Source organism: Variovorax sp. BGA-UO-ETr-C22, assembly GCF_059567965.1.
Map to the genome: position 1 here is coordinate 3,030,211 of NZ_JCAQPA010000011.1, position 14,889 is coordinate 3,045,099.

Here is a 14,889-nt window from a genome sequence, read left to right on the forward strand (position 1 = left end):
TCAGAACTCCGACCAGTCGCCCTTGGCGTCGCCAGCCATGGCCAGCTGCGGTGCGCCGGTGGGTTCACGGCGCGTGGGCAGCGCCTTGGCACGTGGCTTGGGCGCCGGCTTCGGCGGCTTGGGAATCGGCGTGATGCGCGTGAAGCTGGCGCGGGTCGTCGCGACCGCGTTCGCGTCGAGCTTGAAGACGCTCACGGCTTGCACGAGGGCGCCGGCCTGTTCCTGCAGCGACTGCGCGGCGGCCGAGGCTTCCTCGACCAGCGCCGCGTTCTGCTGCGTCACCTGGTCCATCTGCGTGATCGCCTGGTTGATCTGCTCGATGCCGGAGGTCTGTTCCTGGCTCGCCGCCGTGATCTCGCCCATGATGTCGGTCACGCGCTTGACGCTGCCCACGATCTCTTCCATCGTGCGGCCCGCTTCGGCGACCTGCTTGCTGCCTTCTTCGACCTTCTCCACCGAGTCGCCGATCAGGGTCTTGATTTCCTTGGCGGCTGCGGCGGAGCGCTGTGCGAGGCTGCGCACCTCGGAAGCCACGACTGCGAATCCGCGACCTTGCTCACCCGCACGCGCTGCTTCAACAGCGGCGTTCAAAGCCAGGATGTTGGTCTGGAACGCGATGCCGTCGATCACGCCGATGATGTCGACGATCTTCTTGGAAGATGCATTGATCGAGCCCATCGTGTCCACGACCTGCGACACGACCGCGCCACCCTTGACGGCGACCTCAGAGGCCGACACCGCCAATTGATTGGCTTGCCGCGCGTTGTCCGCGTTCTGCTTCACCGTCGAAGTCAGCTCTTCCATCGACGCCGCCGTCTGCTCCAGCGAACTCGCCTGCTCTTCCGTGCGCGACGACAGATCCTGGTTGCCCGAAGCGATCTGCCCCGAGGCCGTGGCGATCGTCTCCGTGCCCGTGCGCACTTCGCCCACCACCTTCGCCAGGTTGGCGTTCATGTCCTTCAGCGCCTGCATCAGTTGGCCCGTCTCGTCGCGGCTGTCCACGCGGATGTTCGCGCTCAGGTCGCCGGCCGCCACCGTCTCGGCCACGCCCACGGCCTTGGCCAGCGGGCGCACGATGCTGCGCGAGATGAAGAAGGCGAACAGGCCGCCCAGCAGCACCGTGAGCGCCGTCAGCAGCAGCCGCAGGTTGAAGCTCTTCGCATTCGCCGCGTCGATGGCGTGGCTCATGTCGTCGATGGCGCGGCGTTCGATGGCCAGCAGCTCGAGCACGCGGTTCTCGTAGGCCTTGGCGGCCGGCTGGAACGACAGCTGGTAGGCGCGCACGGTCTCGACCGTGTTGCCGCTGGCCTTGGCGCGGGTCACCTCGTCCTTGGCGGCCTGGTACTTGGCGCGCAGCTCGACGATGGACTTGTAGGTCGCTTTTTCTTCGTCGGTGACCAGCAGCGCCTCGACCTTGGCCATGGTCTCGCTGCCCTTCTTCACGCTCTCGGAGATCACGTCGGCGAACAGCATCGGCAGCGCCTCGTCGGTGGTGCGCGCGATCATCGAGGTGCGCGCGATGGCCGAGTAGGTCAGCACGTACCAGTCGGAAATGAGCCGCTCCTTGGCCAGCGGGCTCTGCATCATGATGCGCGTGGCTTCGGCGTTCTTGTGCGCCGACATCAGGCCCACCGCGCTGGAGATGAGCGTCAGCCCCAGCACGATGGCGAAGGCAAGGGTCAGGCGGGTGCCGATGCGAAGGTTCGAAAAGAATGTCATGGGGTGGTCCTCAAACGGTGGCGGCGGCTTCGATGAGGCCCATCTCTTCGCTGGACATCAGCCGGTCGATGTCCACCAGGATCAGCATGCGTTCGTCCAGCGTGCCCAGGCCGATCAGGTAGTCGGTGTCGAGCACCGAGCCCATCTCGGGCGCCGGCTTGATCTGCTCGGCCGTGAGCGTGATCACGTCGGACACGCTGTCCACCACCATGCCCACCACGCGGCCCGCGATGTTCAGCACGATCACCACCGTGAACTGGTCGTAGGTGGGCGCGCCCAGCTCGAACTTGATGCGCATGTCGATGATCGGCACGATGATGCCGCGCAGGTTGACCACGCCCTTGATGTAGTCCGGCGCGTTCGCGATGCGCGTCACGGCGTCGTAGCCGCGCAGCTCCTGCACCTTCTGGATGTCGATGCCGTATTCCTCGTCGCCGAGCTTGAAGGTCACGACCTCCAGGCGGTTGGCCACGGTGGACGCGGACGGCGCCGCGCCATTCGATCGCGGCGATGTGGTGTCTCTGGTGTTGTTCAGCATGTGTTCTTCTCCTCGTTCAATACGCATCCCGGGCGCCGGCACCCTCGCCCGCCCCGGTCCTGAATACCCCTGCGGCCCGGACCAGGCCCTCCGCCTGTTCCTGCAGCGACTGCGCCGTGGCCGATGCTTCTTCGACCAATGCGGCGTTCTGCTGCGTCACCTGGTCCATCTGTGCGATGGCCTGGTTGATCTGCTCGATGCCCGAGGTCTGCTCCTGGCTCGCCGTCGTGATCTCGCCCATGATGTCGGTCACGCGCTTCACGCTGCCCACGATCTCCTGCATGGTGCGGCCGGCTTCGGCCACCTGCTTGCTGCCCGCCTCGACCTTCTCCACCGAGTCGCCGATGAGGGTCTTGATTTCCTTCGCGGCCGCGGCCGAGCGCTGCGCGAGGCTGCGCACTTCCGACGCGACCACCGCAAAGCCCTTGCCCTGCTCGCCCGCACGCGCGGCTTCCACGGCCGCGTTCAGCGCCAGGATGTTGGTCTGGAACGCGATGCCGTCGATCACGCCGATGATGTCGACGATCTTTTTCGACGAGGCGTTGATCGAGCCCATCGTGTCCACCACCTGCGACACCACGGCGCCGCCCTTCACGGCCACTTCGGATGCGGAAACGGCCAGCTGGTTCGCCTGCAGCGCGTTGTCCGCGTTCTGCTTCACCGTCGAGGTCAGCTCTTCCATCGACGCCGCCGTCTGCTCGAGCGAGCTGGCCTGCTGCTCGGTGCGCGAGGACAGGTCTTCGTTGCCCGAAGCGATCTGGCTCGACGCAGACATCACGCCGGCGACGTTCGCGCCCACGTCCGCGACGATCGCGAAGAGGTTGGCGCTCATCTGGTTCAACGCGCGCAGCAGCCCCGCGATCTCGTCGCCGGGCCGCACCGTGAAGCGCACGAGGTCGCCGCCGGCGATGGTGCGTGCGACCTCGATCGCTTCGTCGAGCGGATGGAACACCGTGCGCCCGAGGAACGCACCGAGGCCCAGCCAGGCCAACGCGGCGCCGAGGCTGCCCGCTGCCACGGCGGTGGGCAGCCAGCTGTGCGCGCCCGACGCAGCGGCCAGGCGGGACGCCTCCATCCAGCCCATCGCGCCCAGGCCCGCTGACAGCGCAGCCGCCGCGACGGTAACGCCGAACACGCGGCGGCGCACCGGGATGCGCCGCAGCCGCGCCAACGGATTGACCCAGCCGCTGCGCACCACCTCTCCCTGCAACAGCTCGAGGCCCTTGGCCTCGCCCTCGCGCATGCGGCGATAGAGCGCATCGGCGGCGGCCACGTCCTCGCGCGCGGGACGGCTGCGCACGGACATGTAGCCCTCCACGCGGCCCTGGTGGCGGATCGGCGTGACGTTGGCGAGCACCCAATAGAAGTCGCCGTTCTTGCGCCGGTTCTTGATCAGCCCGGTCCAGGGCAGGCCCTGGTCGAGCGTGCGCCACAGGTCTGCGAAGGCCTCGGGCGGCACGTCGGGGTGGCGCACGATGTTGTGCGCCTTGCCCAGGAGTTCGCCGGCCGTGAAGCCGCTGGCCGCGACGAAGGCCGGGTTGACGTAGGTGATGCGGCCCTTGAGGTCGGTGCGGGACACCAGGGCCTCTTCCTTCGAGAGTTCGTATTCGATGTCGGTGACGGGCAGATTGACACGCATGGCCGGTGCGTCGCCTTCAGGCCAGGGCCAGTGCGTTGCCGTGGCTGCTGCTGCCGCCGAGGCGGAACACGCCAACGACCTGCGACAGGCTGCCGGCCTGCTCCTGCAGCGACTGCGCGGCGGCCGAGGCCTCTTCGACCAGTGCCGCGTTCTGCTGCGTCACCTGGTCCATCTGCGTGATCGCCTGGTTGATCTGCTCGATGCCGGAGGTCTGCTCCTGGCTCGCGGCCGTGATCTCGCCCATGATGTCCGTCACGCGCTTCACGCTGCCCACGATCTCTTCCATCGTGCGGCCGGCTTCGGCAACCTGCTTGCTGCCTTCTTCGACCTTTTCCACCGAGTCGCCGATCAGGGTCTTGATTTCCTTGGCGGCGGCTGCGGAGCGTTGGGCGAGGCTGCGGACTTCAGAAGCCACGACTGCGAAGCCACGACCTTGCTCACCTGCACGAGCCGCTTCAACGGCCGCGTTCAGCGCCAGGATGTTGGTCTGGAACGCGATGCCATCGATCACGCCGATGATGTCGACAATCTTCTTGGACGAAGCATTGATCGAGCCCATCGTGTCCACGACTTGCGACACCACAGCGCCGCCCTTCACAGCGACTTCCGAAGCGGAGACCGCCAGCTGGTTCGCCTGCCGTGCGTTGTCCGCGTTCTGCTTCACCGTCGAAGTCAATTCCTCCATCGACGCCGCCGTCTGCTCCAGCGAGCTGGCTTGCTCTTCCGTGCGCGAAGAAAGATCCTGGTTGCCCGAGGCGATCTGTCCCGACGCCGTGGCGATCGTCTCCGTGCCCGTGCGCACCTCGCCCACCACCTTCGCCAGGTTGGCGTTCATGTCCTTCAGCGCCTGCATGAGCTGGCCCGTCTCGTCGCGGCTGTCCACGCGGATGTTCGCGCTCAGGTCGCCGGCGGCCACCGTCTCGGCCACTTCGAGCGCATGGCCCAGCGGGCGCACGATGCCCAGCGTGAGGCGCCAGGCGAACAGCGCGCCCAGCGCCAGCGCGATGGCCGACAGCACGAGCAGCGTGGTGCGGCCCTCGGTGTGGTCGGCCGCGATGCCCTTGGCGGCGGCGTCGATCTTCTCGCGCTGGTGGTTGGCCAGGTTTTCGACGGCGCCGGCATAGACGGCGAGCGCCGCGCTGAACTTGGTGTCGACCAGCACATTGGCTTCGTCGATCTTCTTCTCGTCCTTGAGCTTGTTGAGCGTGCCCACGGTCTCGAGCACCACGACGCGCGCCGCGACCACCGCGGCATAGAGCGCCTTTTCTTCCGGCGTGGCGAGCATGGCTTCCAGCTGCTTCTGCGCCGGCGTGATGCGCGCCGAACCCGCCGCCTGGAGCTTGGCGAAATAGGCCGCCACCTCGGGGTCGGTGGTCTTGACCATCGCATAGTTGGCCACCGTGTTCGACTTGAGCAGGCTGAGCCATTCGGCCGCCAGCCGTTCCTTGACCAGCGCGCCCTGCACCATCTCGTCGGTCGCCTGCCCCACGTTCGTCAGGCGCAGCACGCCCGTGCCCGCAATGAACGCCATCAGCAGCAGCAGCACCGCGAAGCCGAGCCCCAGGCGGGTGCCGATTTTCAGATCCTTCAAACTCATTGCGCTTCTCTTCCTTCAATAACGGGGGACGGTGGCCGCATCGCGCGGCGGACCACCGGCATGACATGACGGCATGGCGGGACGGCGGCCTGCGCCACCCCGTCTCCCTGTTATCGGCAGCGCGCCGCCAGACTTGAGTCTTTTTTCTGAATATCGGTGCGGATCGGGGCGCGGGCGCATGCGTTCCCTGTCAGGCGTCGGTGGCGTTGACGTGCTGGAACACCCGGTCCAGCCGCTCGGCCACCTTGGCGTCGTGGTGGCTTGCACGGGCTCGTGCGTGCGCCGCGACGCCCGCGAGACCCAGGCCCGTCAGGCCGGCGGCGCCAGCCAGCGCCCACACGGCATGGAGCGCCCAGGCGCAGCCGGTGCCGACATGGAAGCCGAGGAAGAGCGCCAAGGCCAGCAGCAGAAGCAATGCGGCGAAGCCCATGCCGACGCGGCGCAGGGCTTTCGGATGGAAATGCGTGGACACGGGGCGTTCAGGCCGCAACGGCTTCGTCGGCGTCGAGCTTGAAGGTGCTCACGGCCTCGACCAGAGCGCCGGCCTGCTCCTGCAACGATTGCGCCGCCGCCGAGGCCTCTTCGACCAGCGCCGCGTTCTGCTGCGTCACCTGGTCCATCTGCGTGATCGCCTGGTTGATCTGCTCGATGCCGGAGGTCTGCTCCTGGCTCGCGGCCGTGATCTCGCCCATGATGTCGGTCACGCGCTTGACGCTGCCGACGATCTCTTCCATCGTGCGGCCCGCTTCGGCGACCTGCTTGCTGCCTTCTTCGACCTTTTCCACCGAGTCGCCGATCAGGGTCTTGATTTCCTTGGCGGCTGCGGCTGAGCGTTGAGCGAGGCTTCGCACTTCGGAGGCTACGACGGCGAATCCGCGACCTTGCTCACCAGCACGCGCAGCTTCAACCGCTGCATTCAACGCCAGGATGTTGGTCTGGAACGCGATGCCATCGATCACGCCGATGATGTCGACGATCTTCCTGGACGACGCATTGATCGAGCCCATCGTGTCCACCACCTGCGACACGACCGCGCCACCCTTCACTGCCACTTCAGAAGCAGAGACGGCCAGTTGGTTCGCCTGCCGTGCGTTGTCCGCGTTCTGCTTGACCGTCGAGGTCAGCTCCTCCATCGACGCCGCCGTCTGCTCCAGCGAACTCGCTTGCTCTTCCGTGCGCGACGACAGGTCCTGGTTGCCCGCCGCGATCTGCCGCGACGCCACCGCGATCGAATCGGTCGAGGCCTTGATGCGCGTCACGAGGTCGGTGAGCGTGTCTTCCATCTCGCCCATGCCGCGCAGCAGCCGGCCGAAGTCGCCGCCGCGCTCGGTCTCGAACTCCTGGCTCAGGTCGCCGGAGGCCACGGTCTCGGCGATCAGCAGCGCCTCGGCGACCGGATCGGCGATGCTGCGCGTGAGCAGCCATGCCAGCACCGCGCCCAGCGCCAGCGCGGCCACGGCCAGCGCGACGATGTAGAGGAGGCCCGTGCGGTACTGCGCGTCGATGGCGGCGGCGGTGCTGTCGATGTGCTTCTGCTGGTGCGCCACCATGGCGCGGATGCCCGCGTCGTAGCCGTCGAGCATCGGCAGCAGCTGCGTGTCGGTGCGCGTCGCGGCCTCGTCCTTGCGGCCTTCGGTCTTCAGCTGGAGGATCTGCTGGCGCAGCGCGATGTACTCGCCGCGCCGCTTCTGGATGTCGGCGCTCAGCGCCAGCTCTTCCGGCGACACGAGCAGCGCCTCGAGCGCCTTCTGTGTCTCGGAGATGGTGGCGCTGGTGGCGGCGATCTGCTTTTGCAGGTGGGCCTGCACCTGCGCGTCGTCGCTCTTGAGCAGCGAGAAGGTGCGCACGCTGTTGGTGGCCGTGCCCAGCTGCCAGGCCGTGGCCAGGCGCTCCTTCGACAGGGTGCGCGACGCCATGTCCTGCGTGGCCTCGCCCACGCCCTGCAGCCGCAGCACGCCGATGCCCGCCACGGCCACCAGCAGCGCCAGCACCAGCGCAAAGCCGGCGCCCAGCCGCATTCCGATCGTCCAGTTCTTTATCGTCATTCGCTTGTCTCCTCTCGGGGCCTCTCGTGTCGTTGTTCTCGGGTCCGGGCAGTCAGGCTGTGCGAAGGGCTCAGCCGAACTTCTGCATGATGCGAACCAGCTTCTCGCCGTAGCGCGGGTCGGTGGCATAGCCCGCGCGCTGCAGGCCGTGCGCCGCCTGCGCCGGGTCGGCGGTGGCCAGCACGTTCGCGTAGCGCGGGTTGCGCGTGATGAAGCGCGCGTAGTCGGTGAAGGCCTCCTCGTACGAGGCGTAGGCGCGGAACTTCGCGCGCACCTTCTGCGGCTCGCCGTCGATGTATTCGGTGGTCGTGGTCTCGACCGTCGCGCCCTTCCAGCCCTTGTCGGCCTTGATGCCGAAGAGGTTGAAGCTGGGCGTGCCGTCGTCGGCGCGGATCTCGCGCTTGCCCCAGCCCGATTCGAGCGCGGCCTGCGCCAGGATCAGCGGCGCGGGCACGCCGCTGGCGGCGCTGGCCGCTTGTGCCGAAGCGCCCATGCGGTCCACGAACGCATCGACCTGGCCTTGCAGCGAGGCGTTCGCGGCTGGTGCGGGTCCGCTCTTGACTTGATAGACGCCCAGATCGGCAGCCGTCGACACGCGCGCACCGGGCGCCGAGCCGATGGGGATGCCCGCGCGCGGGCCGTACGGCAGGCCGGGGGGCGGCTCCAGCGACATCGCCCGCGTGCCGATGCCATCGTCGGCTTCGGTCGCCGCCGAGGGCAATTGCCGCCGCAGCTGCGCCAGCATCGCCTCGGCCAGCCCCACGCCGCGCCCCGAGAGGTTCTGCGTGAGCTGCTGGTCGAACATCGAGAGGTAGACCTTCTGGTCCTGGCTGTCGAGCAAGCCGCTCGAAGGCGTCGCCTCTCGCATGCTCTTGAGCACCATGTTCATGAACAGCGCCTCGAACTGGCGAGAGACCTGCTGCAGGCCCTCTTCGGGCGAGGTGCGCACGGTGCGCCGCAGCGCATCGACGCCCTGCACGTCGAGTGCAAAGCGCTGGTCGAGCGCGCCGCTGCGGCTGGCCGCGTCGGCGCCGGTCCATGCTGTGTTGGCGGAGATGGTCATGACTGCGGCCTCAGATGATCTCGAGCTCGGCGCTCAAGGCGCCGGCCGACTTCATGGCCTGCAGGATCGACACCAGGTCCTGCGGGTTCGCACCCAGGCTGTTCAGCCCCTTGACCACATCGGCCAGCGAGGCGCCGCCGCGCACCATCTGGATCGCGCCGCCGCCCTGGTTGACGGAAATCTGCGAGGTCTGCGCCACCACCGTGCTGCCGCCCGAGAACGCGCCCGGTTGGCTGATCACCGGCTCGGTGTTGATCACCACCGACAGGTTGCCGTGCGCGATGGCGCAGTCTTTCACGCGCACCGCCTGGTTCATCACGACCGAGCCCGTGCGCGCATTCACCACCACCCGCGCGCCGGCCTGCGTGGGCGTGACCTCGAGCTCCTGCAGCTGCGCGAGAAAGCCCACGCGGCGCTGCGGCTCGGGCGCCTGCACGCGGATCACGCGCGCGTCCATGGCTTCGGCGGTGCCGGCGCCGAACTGGCGGTTGATGGCGTCCGTGGCGCGCTGCGCGGTGCCGAAGTCGGAGCGGTTCAGCTCGATGGTGAAGGAGCCCTCCGCGCCCACCGGCGCCTCGACCGTGCGCTCCACCAGTGCCCCGGCGGGAATGCGCCCCGAGCTCAGCTGGTTGACCTGCACCTTGCTGCCGTTGGCCGCGGCGCCCGCGCCGCCCACCACCATGTTGCCCTGCGCCACCGCATAGGTCGCGCCGTCCACGCCCTTGAGCGGCGTCATCAGCAGCGTGCCGCCCCGCAGGCTCTTGGCATTGCCCATCGACGACACCGTGACGTCGATGTTCTGGCCCGGCCGCGCGAACGATGGCAGCGTGGCCGTCACCATCACGGCCGCCACGTTCTTCAGCTGCATGTTCACGCCCTGCGGGATCGTGATGCCCAGCTGCTGCAGCATGTTGTTCAGGCTCTGCGTGGTGAACGGCGTCTGCATCGTCTGGTCGCCCGTGCCGTCCAGGCCGACCATGAGGCCGTAGCCGATGAGCGGGTTGTCGCGCACGCCCTGGATGCTAGCGAGCTCCTTCAGGCGTTCCGCATGCGCGGGCGCGATGAACAGGAGCGCGCACAGCGCCGCGATGCGCCAGCGATTCGAAGTAGGTGAAGCCTGGAGGTGTGCCATCAGAACGGCATCACGTTCAGGAAAATTCTTTGCATCCAGCCCATGTGCTGGGCTTCATCGATGTAGCCCTTGGCCGAGTACTCGATGCGCGCATCGGCCACCAGCGTCGAGGGCACGGTGTTGTTGCCCGACACGGTGCGCGGGTTCACCACGCCCGAGAAGCGGATGTACTCGGTGCCCTGGTTGATGCCCATCTGCTTCTCGCCGCTCACGAGCAGGTTGCCGTTGGCCATGACGTCGGTCACGGTGACGGTGATCACGCCGTTGAAGGTGTTGTTGGCGTTGGCGCCGCCCTTGGCGTTGAGCGTGTTGGTGCCCGACAGCTTGGTCTCCTGCCCGTCGAGCAGGCCGCCGATGAGCTTCGGAATGGCCGCGAACACGCTGGTCGTGTTGCCCGTGCGGCTGGCATTGGCGCCCGAGTTCTTGGTCGCGTTGACCTTCTCGCTGATGAGGATGGTGAGGATGTCGCCGACGTTGCGCGGACGGCGGTCTTCGAACAGTGCGTTGGCGCCGGGTCCGTCCTGGAAGATCGCGCCCGGCGCACGCCGCGCCTGCACCGCCGCGTACTGGTCGGCACGCGCCGTCATCGGCTGGTGCACCAGCGGCTCGCGCGGCACCTGCGCGCAGCCGGCGGCCAGCGCGGCCACGAGCAGCAGCGCCGCCGCCCGGCGAAGAAGACGCACCCCCGCCCGCATCACAACTGGGCCAGGCGCTGCAGCATCTGGTCCGAGGTCTGGACCGCCTTGCTGTTGATCTCGTACGAACGCTGGGTGGCGATCATGTTGACCAGCTCTTCCACCACGTTGACGTTGGAGGCCTCCACATAGCCCTGGCTCAGCGTGCCCGCGCCGTCCACGCCGGGGTTCACCTGGTTGGGCGCGCCCGAGGCGTCGGTTTCGGCATACAGGTTCTCGCCCTTGCTCTGCAGGCCCGTGGGGTTGACGAAGGTCGCGAGCTGCAGCTGGCCGACCTGCACGGTGTTGGTGCCGCCCGCCTGCACCACCGACACGATGCCGTCGCGGCCCACGGTGATGCTGGTGGCGTTGGCCGGGATGGTGATGGCCGGCTGCACCGGAAAGCCGCTGGCCGTGACCAGCTGGCCGTCGCGGTCGGTCTGGAACGAACCGTCGCGCGTGTACGAGGTGGTGCCGTCGGGCATCAGCACCTGGAAGAAGCCGCTGCCGCTGATGGCCACGTCGGTCGGCTTGTCGGTCTTGGTGAGGTTGCCCTGCGAGTGGATGCGCTCGGTGGCGACCACGTGCACGCCGGTGCCCACCTGCAGGCCCGAAGGCAGGCGCGTCTGGTCGGAGCTCTGGCCGCCGACCTGGCGCAGGTTCTGGTAGACCAGGTCTTCGAACACGGCGCGGCTGCGCTTGAAGCCGGTGGTGCCGACGTTGGCCAGGTTGTTGGAGACCACGTCGAGCTGCGTCTGCTGCGCGTCCAGGCCGGTCTTGGCGATGTAGAGGGAGCGGATCATTGAAAGGAGTTCCTGGAAGAGGGTCAGCCGTAGGCCAGCAGCTTGTTGGCGGTCTGCGCGTTGATGTCGGCGGTCTGCAGCGACTTCATCTGCATCTCGAAGCTGCGGGCGTTGGCGATCATGGCCACCATGGCATCGACCGGCTGCACGTTGCTGCCCTCGATGGCGCCCGAGATGAGCGTGACGGCCTCGTCGGCCTCGGCCGGCGGCAGGTCGGCGCGCATGCGGAACAGGCCGTCGTCGCCGCGCACGAGGTCGGTCACGGGCGGGTTGACGAGCTTGAGACGGCCCACCTCGGCGATGCCGGTGAGCGTGGTCGAGGCCGCGTCGCGCGAGCCCACGAGGCCGTTCGACGCAATGCTCACGGCCGACCCCGGCGGCACGGTGAGCGCGCCGTTGTCGCCCACCACGGGGCGTCCGCCCATCGTCGTGAGCTGGCCGTCGGCGCCGATCTGCAGGTTGCCGACGCGCGTGTAGGCCTCGCCGCCGTCGGCCGCCTGCACCACCAGCCAGCCTTCACCGCCCACGGCCACGTCGAGCGCGCGGCCGGTCTGCGTGAGCGGGCCGTGCGTGAAGTCGGCGCCGGGCGTGGTGGCGGCCACGAAGGCGCGCGTGGGCGCTTCCTCGCCGACCACGGGCACGGCGCGGAAGGTCGCGATCTGCGCACGGAAACCCGGCGTCGAGACGTTCGCCATGTTGTTGGCGACCACGGCCTGCTGCTCCATGGCCTGCTTGGCGCCGCTCATGGCGACATACAGCATTCGATCCACGCAATGCTCCCGATCAGCGGATGTTCATGAGCGTCTGCATGACCTGGTCCTGCGTCTTCACGGTCTGCGCATTGGCCTGATAGTTGCGCTGCGCGACGATGAGGTTCACCAGCTCGGAGGTCAGGTCGACGTTGGACGACTCCAGCGCGCCCGAGGCCAGCGAGCCGGCCTTGGTGCCTTCGCCCGGCGTGCCGGTGAGCGCGTTGCCCGAGGCCTGCGTCTCGGCCCACACGTTGTTGCCCTTGGGCTCCAGGCCGTTCGGGTTGGCGAACGACGACAGCACGACCTGGCCCAGCAGGCGCGTCTGCTCGTTGGAGAACTTGCCGGTGATGGTGCCGTCGGGGTTGATCGAGAACGCGGTGAGCTCGCCCGACTTGTAGCCGTCCTGGCCCAGCTTGCTCATGCCGTTGGCGCTGCCGAACTGCGTGGTGCCCGTGAGGTCGACCGAGGCGGTGAGCGGCGAGGCGCCGTTGGTGAAGGTGAGCGGCCCGATGTTGAACGCGCCCGAAGCCGGTGCGGTCATGACGCCCTTGGCGTCGAACGTGACGTTGGACAGCGCGGCGCCGCCGTTCAGCGGTGCGCCGTCGGAGGTGCCGTACACGTTCCAGGTGTTGGCCGCCGTCTTCACGAAGTACACGGCCACGTCGTGCGGATTGCCCAGCGAGTCGTAGATGGGGCCGATGGCGTTCGGGTAGTTGTAGGTGGCGGCGTCGGTGGGGTTGAACGGCGTCTTGGCAGGCACCGTGCTGCGCGCGTCGAGGTTGAACTGCGCGTCGATGTTGGCCGTGGGCTTGGGCGGCATCATGCCGCCCTGCACCTGGATCGGGCCCGGCGTGCCGCCGCTGATGCCGCCGCTGGCATTGGCGCCGTAGCCGGTGAGCTGCAGGCCCTGCGCGTTGACGATGTAGCCGTCCTTGTCGCGCGTGAACTGGCCGTTGCGCGAGTAGAAGACCTCGCCGCTGGGGCTGGCGAGGCGAAAGAAGCCGTCGCCGTTGAGGATGGCCACGTCCAGCGGGCGCGTGCTCGACTGCGTCACGCCCTGCGTGAAGTTCTGCGTCACGCCCGACACCGAGGCACCCAGGCCCACGCGCGAGCCGGCGTACACGTCCTGGAAGGTGGCGGCGGCCGACTTGTAGCCCACCGTGCCCGAGTTGGCGATGTTGTTGCCGATGACGTCGAGGTTGGCCGCGGCCACGCCGAGTCCGCTGATGCCTTGGGAGAAACTCATGAGGGGGTCCTTGTTCGGTGCGAGGAAGAAGAGTGCGAAGGGCGCGGCCCGCACGGACCACGCCGAAGACGAAGACGAAAGCTCAGAGGAACAGGCGCACGTCGCCCAGCCCGATGCTGGCGCCCGAGGCCAGCTCCAGCGTGACGCCGCCGGCGCCCTGCTTCACGGCGGCCACCTGCGAGAAGGTGAGCGCGGTGGCCTTCACCGTCGTGCCGTTGTTGCTGGCATCGACCGTGAAGCGGTAGGCGCCCGGCGGCACCGCCACGCCCAGGTCGTCCTTGCCGTCCCAGGTGACGGCGTTGACGCCTTCCTTCATGGCGCCCGCGTCGAGCGTGCGGATCACCTTGCCGGTGCTGTCGACGATCTTGATCTCGACGTCGGCGGCGGTGCCCGGCAGCTGCACGGCGAAGGCCTGCGTGGCGGGGTCCTTGCCGTCCTCGGGCTTCTTGGTGGTGAGCACGTCGCCGGGCGACAGCACGTTGTAGCCGATGAGCGAGGTGGCCTGCAGCAGCTGGTTGGCGCCGGTCTGGTTGACCAGGCCGGAGAGTGTGGCGTTGAGCTTCTCGATGCCGCTCACGGTGCTCATCTGCGCGAGCTGCGAAGTGAGCTCGGCGTTCTGCATCGGGTTGAGCGGGTCCTGGTTGTTCAGCTGCGTGACCAGCAGCTTGAGAAAGCGCTGCTCGCTGTCGGCGCTGGAGACGTTGTTGTTGCTGTTCGCCGCCGTGGGCGCGTTCAGCCCGCTGATGGACGAGGTGTCGGAGAGGGCCATGGGGTCGGTGTTCTTCCTGCGGGAGGCGCGTGTGCGTGCGGGGGTTACTGGCCGATGGTCAGCGTCTTGACCATCAGCGTCTTGGCGGTGTTGAGCACCTCGACGTTGGCCTGGTAGCTGCGCGAGGCCGAGATCATGTTGGTCATCTCTTCGACCACGTTGACGTTGGGCATCGCCACGTAGCCCTCGGCGTTGGCGTGCGGGCTCTTGGGGTCGAACACCAGCTTGGCGGGCGACGGGTCTTCGATGACACCGGCCACCTTGACGCCGCCGATGTCGCGCCGGCCCGAAGCCGCCACCTCGAACACCACCTGCTTGGCGCGGTAGGGCTGGCCGTCGGGGCCGGCCACGCTCTCGGCGTTGGCGAGGTTGCTCGCGGTCACGTTCATGCGCTGCGATTGCGCGGTCATGGCGGAGCCCGCCACGTCGAAGATGTTCATGGCTGTACCGCCGACAGGAGCGACTTGATCTTGGCGTTGATGAGGGTGAGGTTCGACTCGTAGCGCAGCGCGTTGTCGGCGAAGGCCACGCGCTCGACGTCCATCTCGACCGTGTTGCCGTCGAGGCTGGACTGGTGCGGCACGCGGTACAGCAGGTCGTCGCCGGCCGTGGCCTGCGCCTGGCCCGCGAGGTGGCGCGACGAGGTGGTGGCCATCGACACCGACGATGCGGCGCGACCGCGCTCAACGGCCTCGCTCAGGCGCGCGCCGAAGTCGAAGTCGCGCGCCTTGTAGTTCGGCGTGTCGGCATGGGCGATGTTGGCCGCGAGCACCTCCTGGCGCTGGGCCCGGAGATGGAGCGCTTCGCGGTGGAAGCGAAACGCCGCATCCAGCTTGTCGATCATCTTTGTTCCATCTGTTGAGGCGTCGCCAGTGCACGGGGCGCAGCGACCGATGGAAAGCAAGTCTATGC

General features: G+C 68.0%; 15 protein-coding genes. All 15 read right to left on the minus strand.

What is annotated here, in order from left to right:
* The 15 genes from AC57B8_RS34415 to flgB all read right to left on the minus strand — a co-directional run bounded on the left by AC57B8_RS34415 (position 1) and on the right by flgB (position 14,821).
* Complete coding sequence (locus tag AC57B8_RS34415; RefSeq protein WP_307637171.1) at positions 1-1,719, minus strand: methyl-accepting chemotaxis protein; 1,719 nt, start codon at positions 1,717-1,719, stop codon at positions 1-3.
* Between the two features lie 10 nt (positions 1,720-1,729).
* A complete protein-coding gene (locus tag AC57B8_RS34420; RefSeq protein ID WP_496482110.1) occupies positions 1,730-2,257 on the minus strand; it encodes a chemotaxis protein CheW in 528 nt (175 codons plus the stop codon).
* A 16-nt stretch (positions 2,258-2,273) separates the two neighbouring features.
* On the minus strand, positions 2,274-3,896 hold the full coding sequence (locus AC57B8_RS34425; protein WP_496482111.1) for a methyl-accepting chemotaxis protein: 1,623 nt from the start codon (positions 3,894-3,896) through the stop codon (positions 2,274-2,276).
* Between the two features lie 16 nt (positions 3,897-3,912).
* Entirely contained in the window at positions 3,913-5,493 is a 1,581-nt protein-coding gene (locus AC57B8_RS34430; RefSeq protein ID WP_496482112.1) for a methyl-accepting chemotaxis protein, read from the minus strand.
* A gap of 190 nt (positions 5,494-5,683) precedes the next feature.
* Positions 5,684-5,965 (minus strand): hypothetical protein, encoded by a 282-nt coding sequence (locus AC57B8_RS34435; RefSeq protein ID WP_496482113.1) that lies wholly within the window; start codon positions 5,963-5,965, stop codon positions 5,684-5,686.
* 7 nt (positions 5,966-5,972) lie between these two features.
* Positions 5,973-7,538: a methyl-accepting chemotaxis protein gene (locus AC57B8_RS34440; protein WP_496482114.1), complete on the minus strand. Its 1,566-nt coding sequence runs from the start codon at positions 7,536-7,538 to the stop codon at positions 5,973-5,975.
* A 70-nt stretch (positions 7,539-7,608) separates the two neighbouring features.
* Entirely contained in the window at positions 7,609-8,601 is a 993-nt protein-coding gene (gene flgJ / locus AC57B8_RS34445) for a flagellar assembly peptidoglycan hydrolase FlgJ (protein ID WP_496482115.1), read from the minus strand.
* Between the two features lie 10 nt (positions 8,602-8,611).
* Positions 8,612-9,733: a flagellar basal body P-ring protein FlgI gene (locus AC57B8_RS34450; RefSeq protein WP_496482116.1), complete on the minus strand. Its 1,122-nt coding sequence runs from the start codon at positions 9,731-9,733 to the stop codon at positions 8,612-8,614.
* On the minus strand, positions 9,733-10,428 hold the full coding sequence (locus AC57B8_RS34455) for a flagellar basal body L-ring protein FlgH (protein ID WP_062469249.1): 696 nt from the start codon (positions 10,426-10,428) through the stop codon (positions 9,733-9,735). The genes AC57B8_RS34450 and AC57B8_RS34455 overlap by 1 nt, the downstream gene beginning before the upstream one ends.
* Positions 10,428-11,210 (minus strand): flagellar basal-body rod protein FlgG, encoded by a 783-nt coding sequence (flgG, locus tag AC57B8_RS34460; protein ID WP_070061530.1) that lies wholly within the window; start codon positions 11,208-11,210, stop codon positions 10,428-10,430. The genes AC57B8_RS34455 and flgG overlap by 1 nt, the downstream gene beginning before the upstream one ends.
* Positions 11,211-11,233: 23 nt before the next feature.
* Complete coding sequence (locus AC57B8_RS34465) at positions 11,234-11,980, minus strand: flagellar basal body rod protein FlgF (RefSeq protein ID WP_354343121.1); 747 nt, start codon at positions 11,978-11,980, stop codon at positions 11,234-11,236.
* A 13-nt stretch (positions 11,981-11,993) separates the two neighbouring features.
* Positions 11,994-13,208 (minus strand): flagellar hook protein FlgE, encoded by a 1,215-nt coding sequence (gene flgE / locus AC57B8_RS34470; RefSeq protein WP_095747489.1) that lies wholly within the window; start codon positions 13,206-13,208, stop codon positions 11,994-11,996.
* Positions 13,209-13,290: 82 nt separating this feature from the next.
* Positions 13,291-13,977, minus strand: coding sequence for a flagellar hook assembly protein FlgD (locus AC57B8_RS34475; protein WP_070061527.1), 687 nt, complete (start codon positions 13,975-13,977; stop codon positions 13,291-13,293).
* 44 nt (positions 13,978-14,021) lie between these two features.
* Positions 14,022-14,417: a flagellar basal body rod protein FlgC gene (gene flgC, locus AC57B8_RS34480; protein WP_062469232.1), complete on the minus strand. Its 396-nt coding sequence runs from the start codon at positions 14,415-14,417 to the stop codon at positions 14,022-14,024.
* On the minus strand, positions 14,414-14,821 hold the full coding sequence (gene flgB / locus AC57B8_RS34485) for a flagellar basal body rod protein FlgB (RefSeq protein WP_062469229.1): 408 nt from the start codon (positions 14,819-14,821) through the stop codon (positions 14,414-14,416). The genes flgC and flgB overlap by 4 nt, the downstream gene beginning before the upstream one ends.
* Positions 14,822-14,889: the final 68 nt, after the last annotated feature.

What these genes read in the sequence shown, in the direction of transcription:
- AC57B8_RS34425 (WP_496482111.1), bottom strand. Translation starts at nt 3,896, where the DNA reads ATGCGTGTCAATCTGCCCGTCACCGACATCGAATACGAACTCTCGAAG.
- flgC (WP_062469232.1), bottom strand. Translation starts at nt 14,417, where the DNA reads ATGAACATCTTCGACGTGGCGGGCTCCGCCATGACCGCGCAATCGCAG.
- flgE (WP_095747489.1), bottom strand. Translation starts at nt 13,208, where the DNA reads ATGAGTTTCTCCCAAGGCATCAGCGGACTCGGCGTGGCCGCGGCCAAC.
- AC57B8_RS34475 (WP_070061527.1), bottom strand. Translation starts at nt 13,977, where the DNA reads ATGGCCCTCTCCGACACCTCGTCCATCAGCGGGCTGAACGCGCCCACG.
- AC57B8_RS34455 (WP_062469249.1), bottom strand. Translation starts at nt 10,428, where the DNA reads ATGCGGGCGGGGGTGCGTCTTCTTCGCCGGGCGGCGGCGCTGCTGCTC.
- AC57B8_RS34415 (WP_307637171.1), bottom strand. Translation starts at nt 1,719, where the DNA reads ATGACATTCTTTTCGAACCTTCGCATCGGCACCCGCCTGACCCTTGCC.
- flgG (WP_070061530.1), bottom strand. Translation starts at nt 11,210, where the DNA reads ATGATCCGCTCCCTCTACATCGCCAAGACCGGCCTGGACGCGCAGCAG.
- AC57B8_RS34420 (WP_496482110.1), bottom strand. Translation starts at nt 2,257, where the DNA reads ATGCTGAACAACACCAGAGACACCACATCGCCGCGATCGAATGGCGCG.
- AC57B8_RS34440 (WP_496482114.1), bottom strand. Translation starts at nt 7,538, where the DNA reads ATGACGATAAAGAACTGGACGATCGGAATGCGGCTGGGCGCCGGCTTT.
- AC57B8_RS34450 (WP_496482116.1), bottom strand. Translation starts at nt 9,733, where the DNA reads ATGGCACACCTCCAGGCTTCACCTACTTCGAATCGCTGGCGCATCGCG.
- flgJ (WP_496482115.1), bottom strand. Translation starts at nt 8,601, where the DNA reads ATGACCATCTCCGCCAACACAGCATGGACCGGCGCCGACGCGGCCAGC.
- flgB (WP_062469229.1), bottom strand. Translation starts at nt 14,821, where the DNA reads ATGATCGACAAGCTGGATGCGGCGTTTCGCTTCCACCGCGAAGCGCTC.
- AC57B8_RS34430 (WP_496482112.1), bottom strand. Translation starts at nt 5,493, where the DNA reads ATGAGTTTGAAGGATCTGAAAATCGGCACCCGCCTGGGGCTCGGCTTC.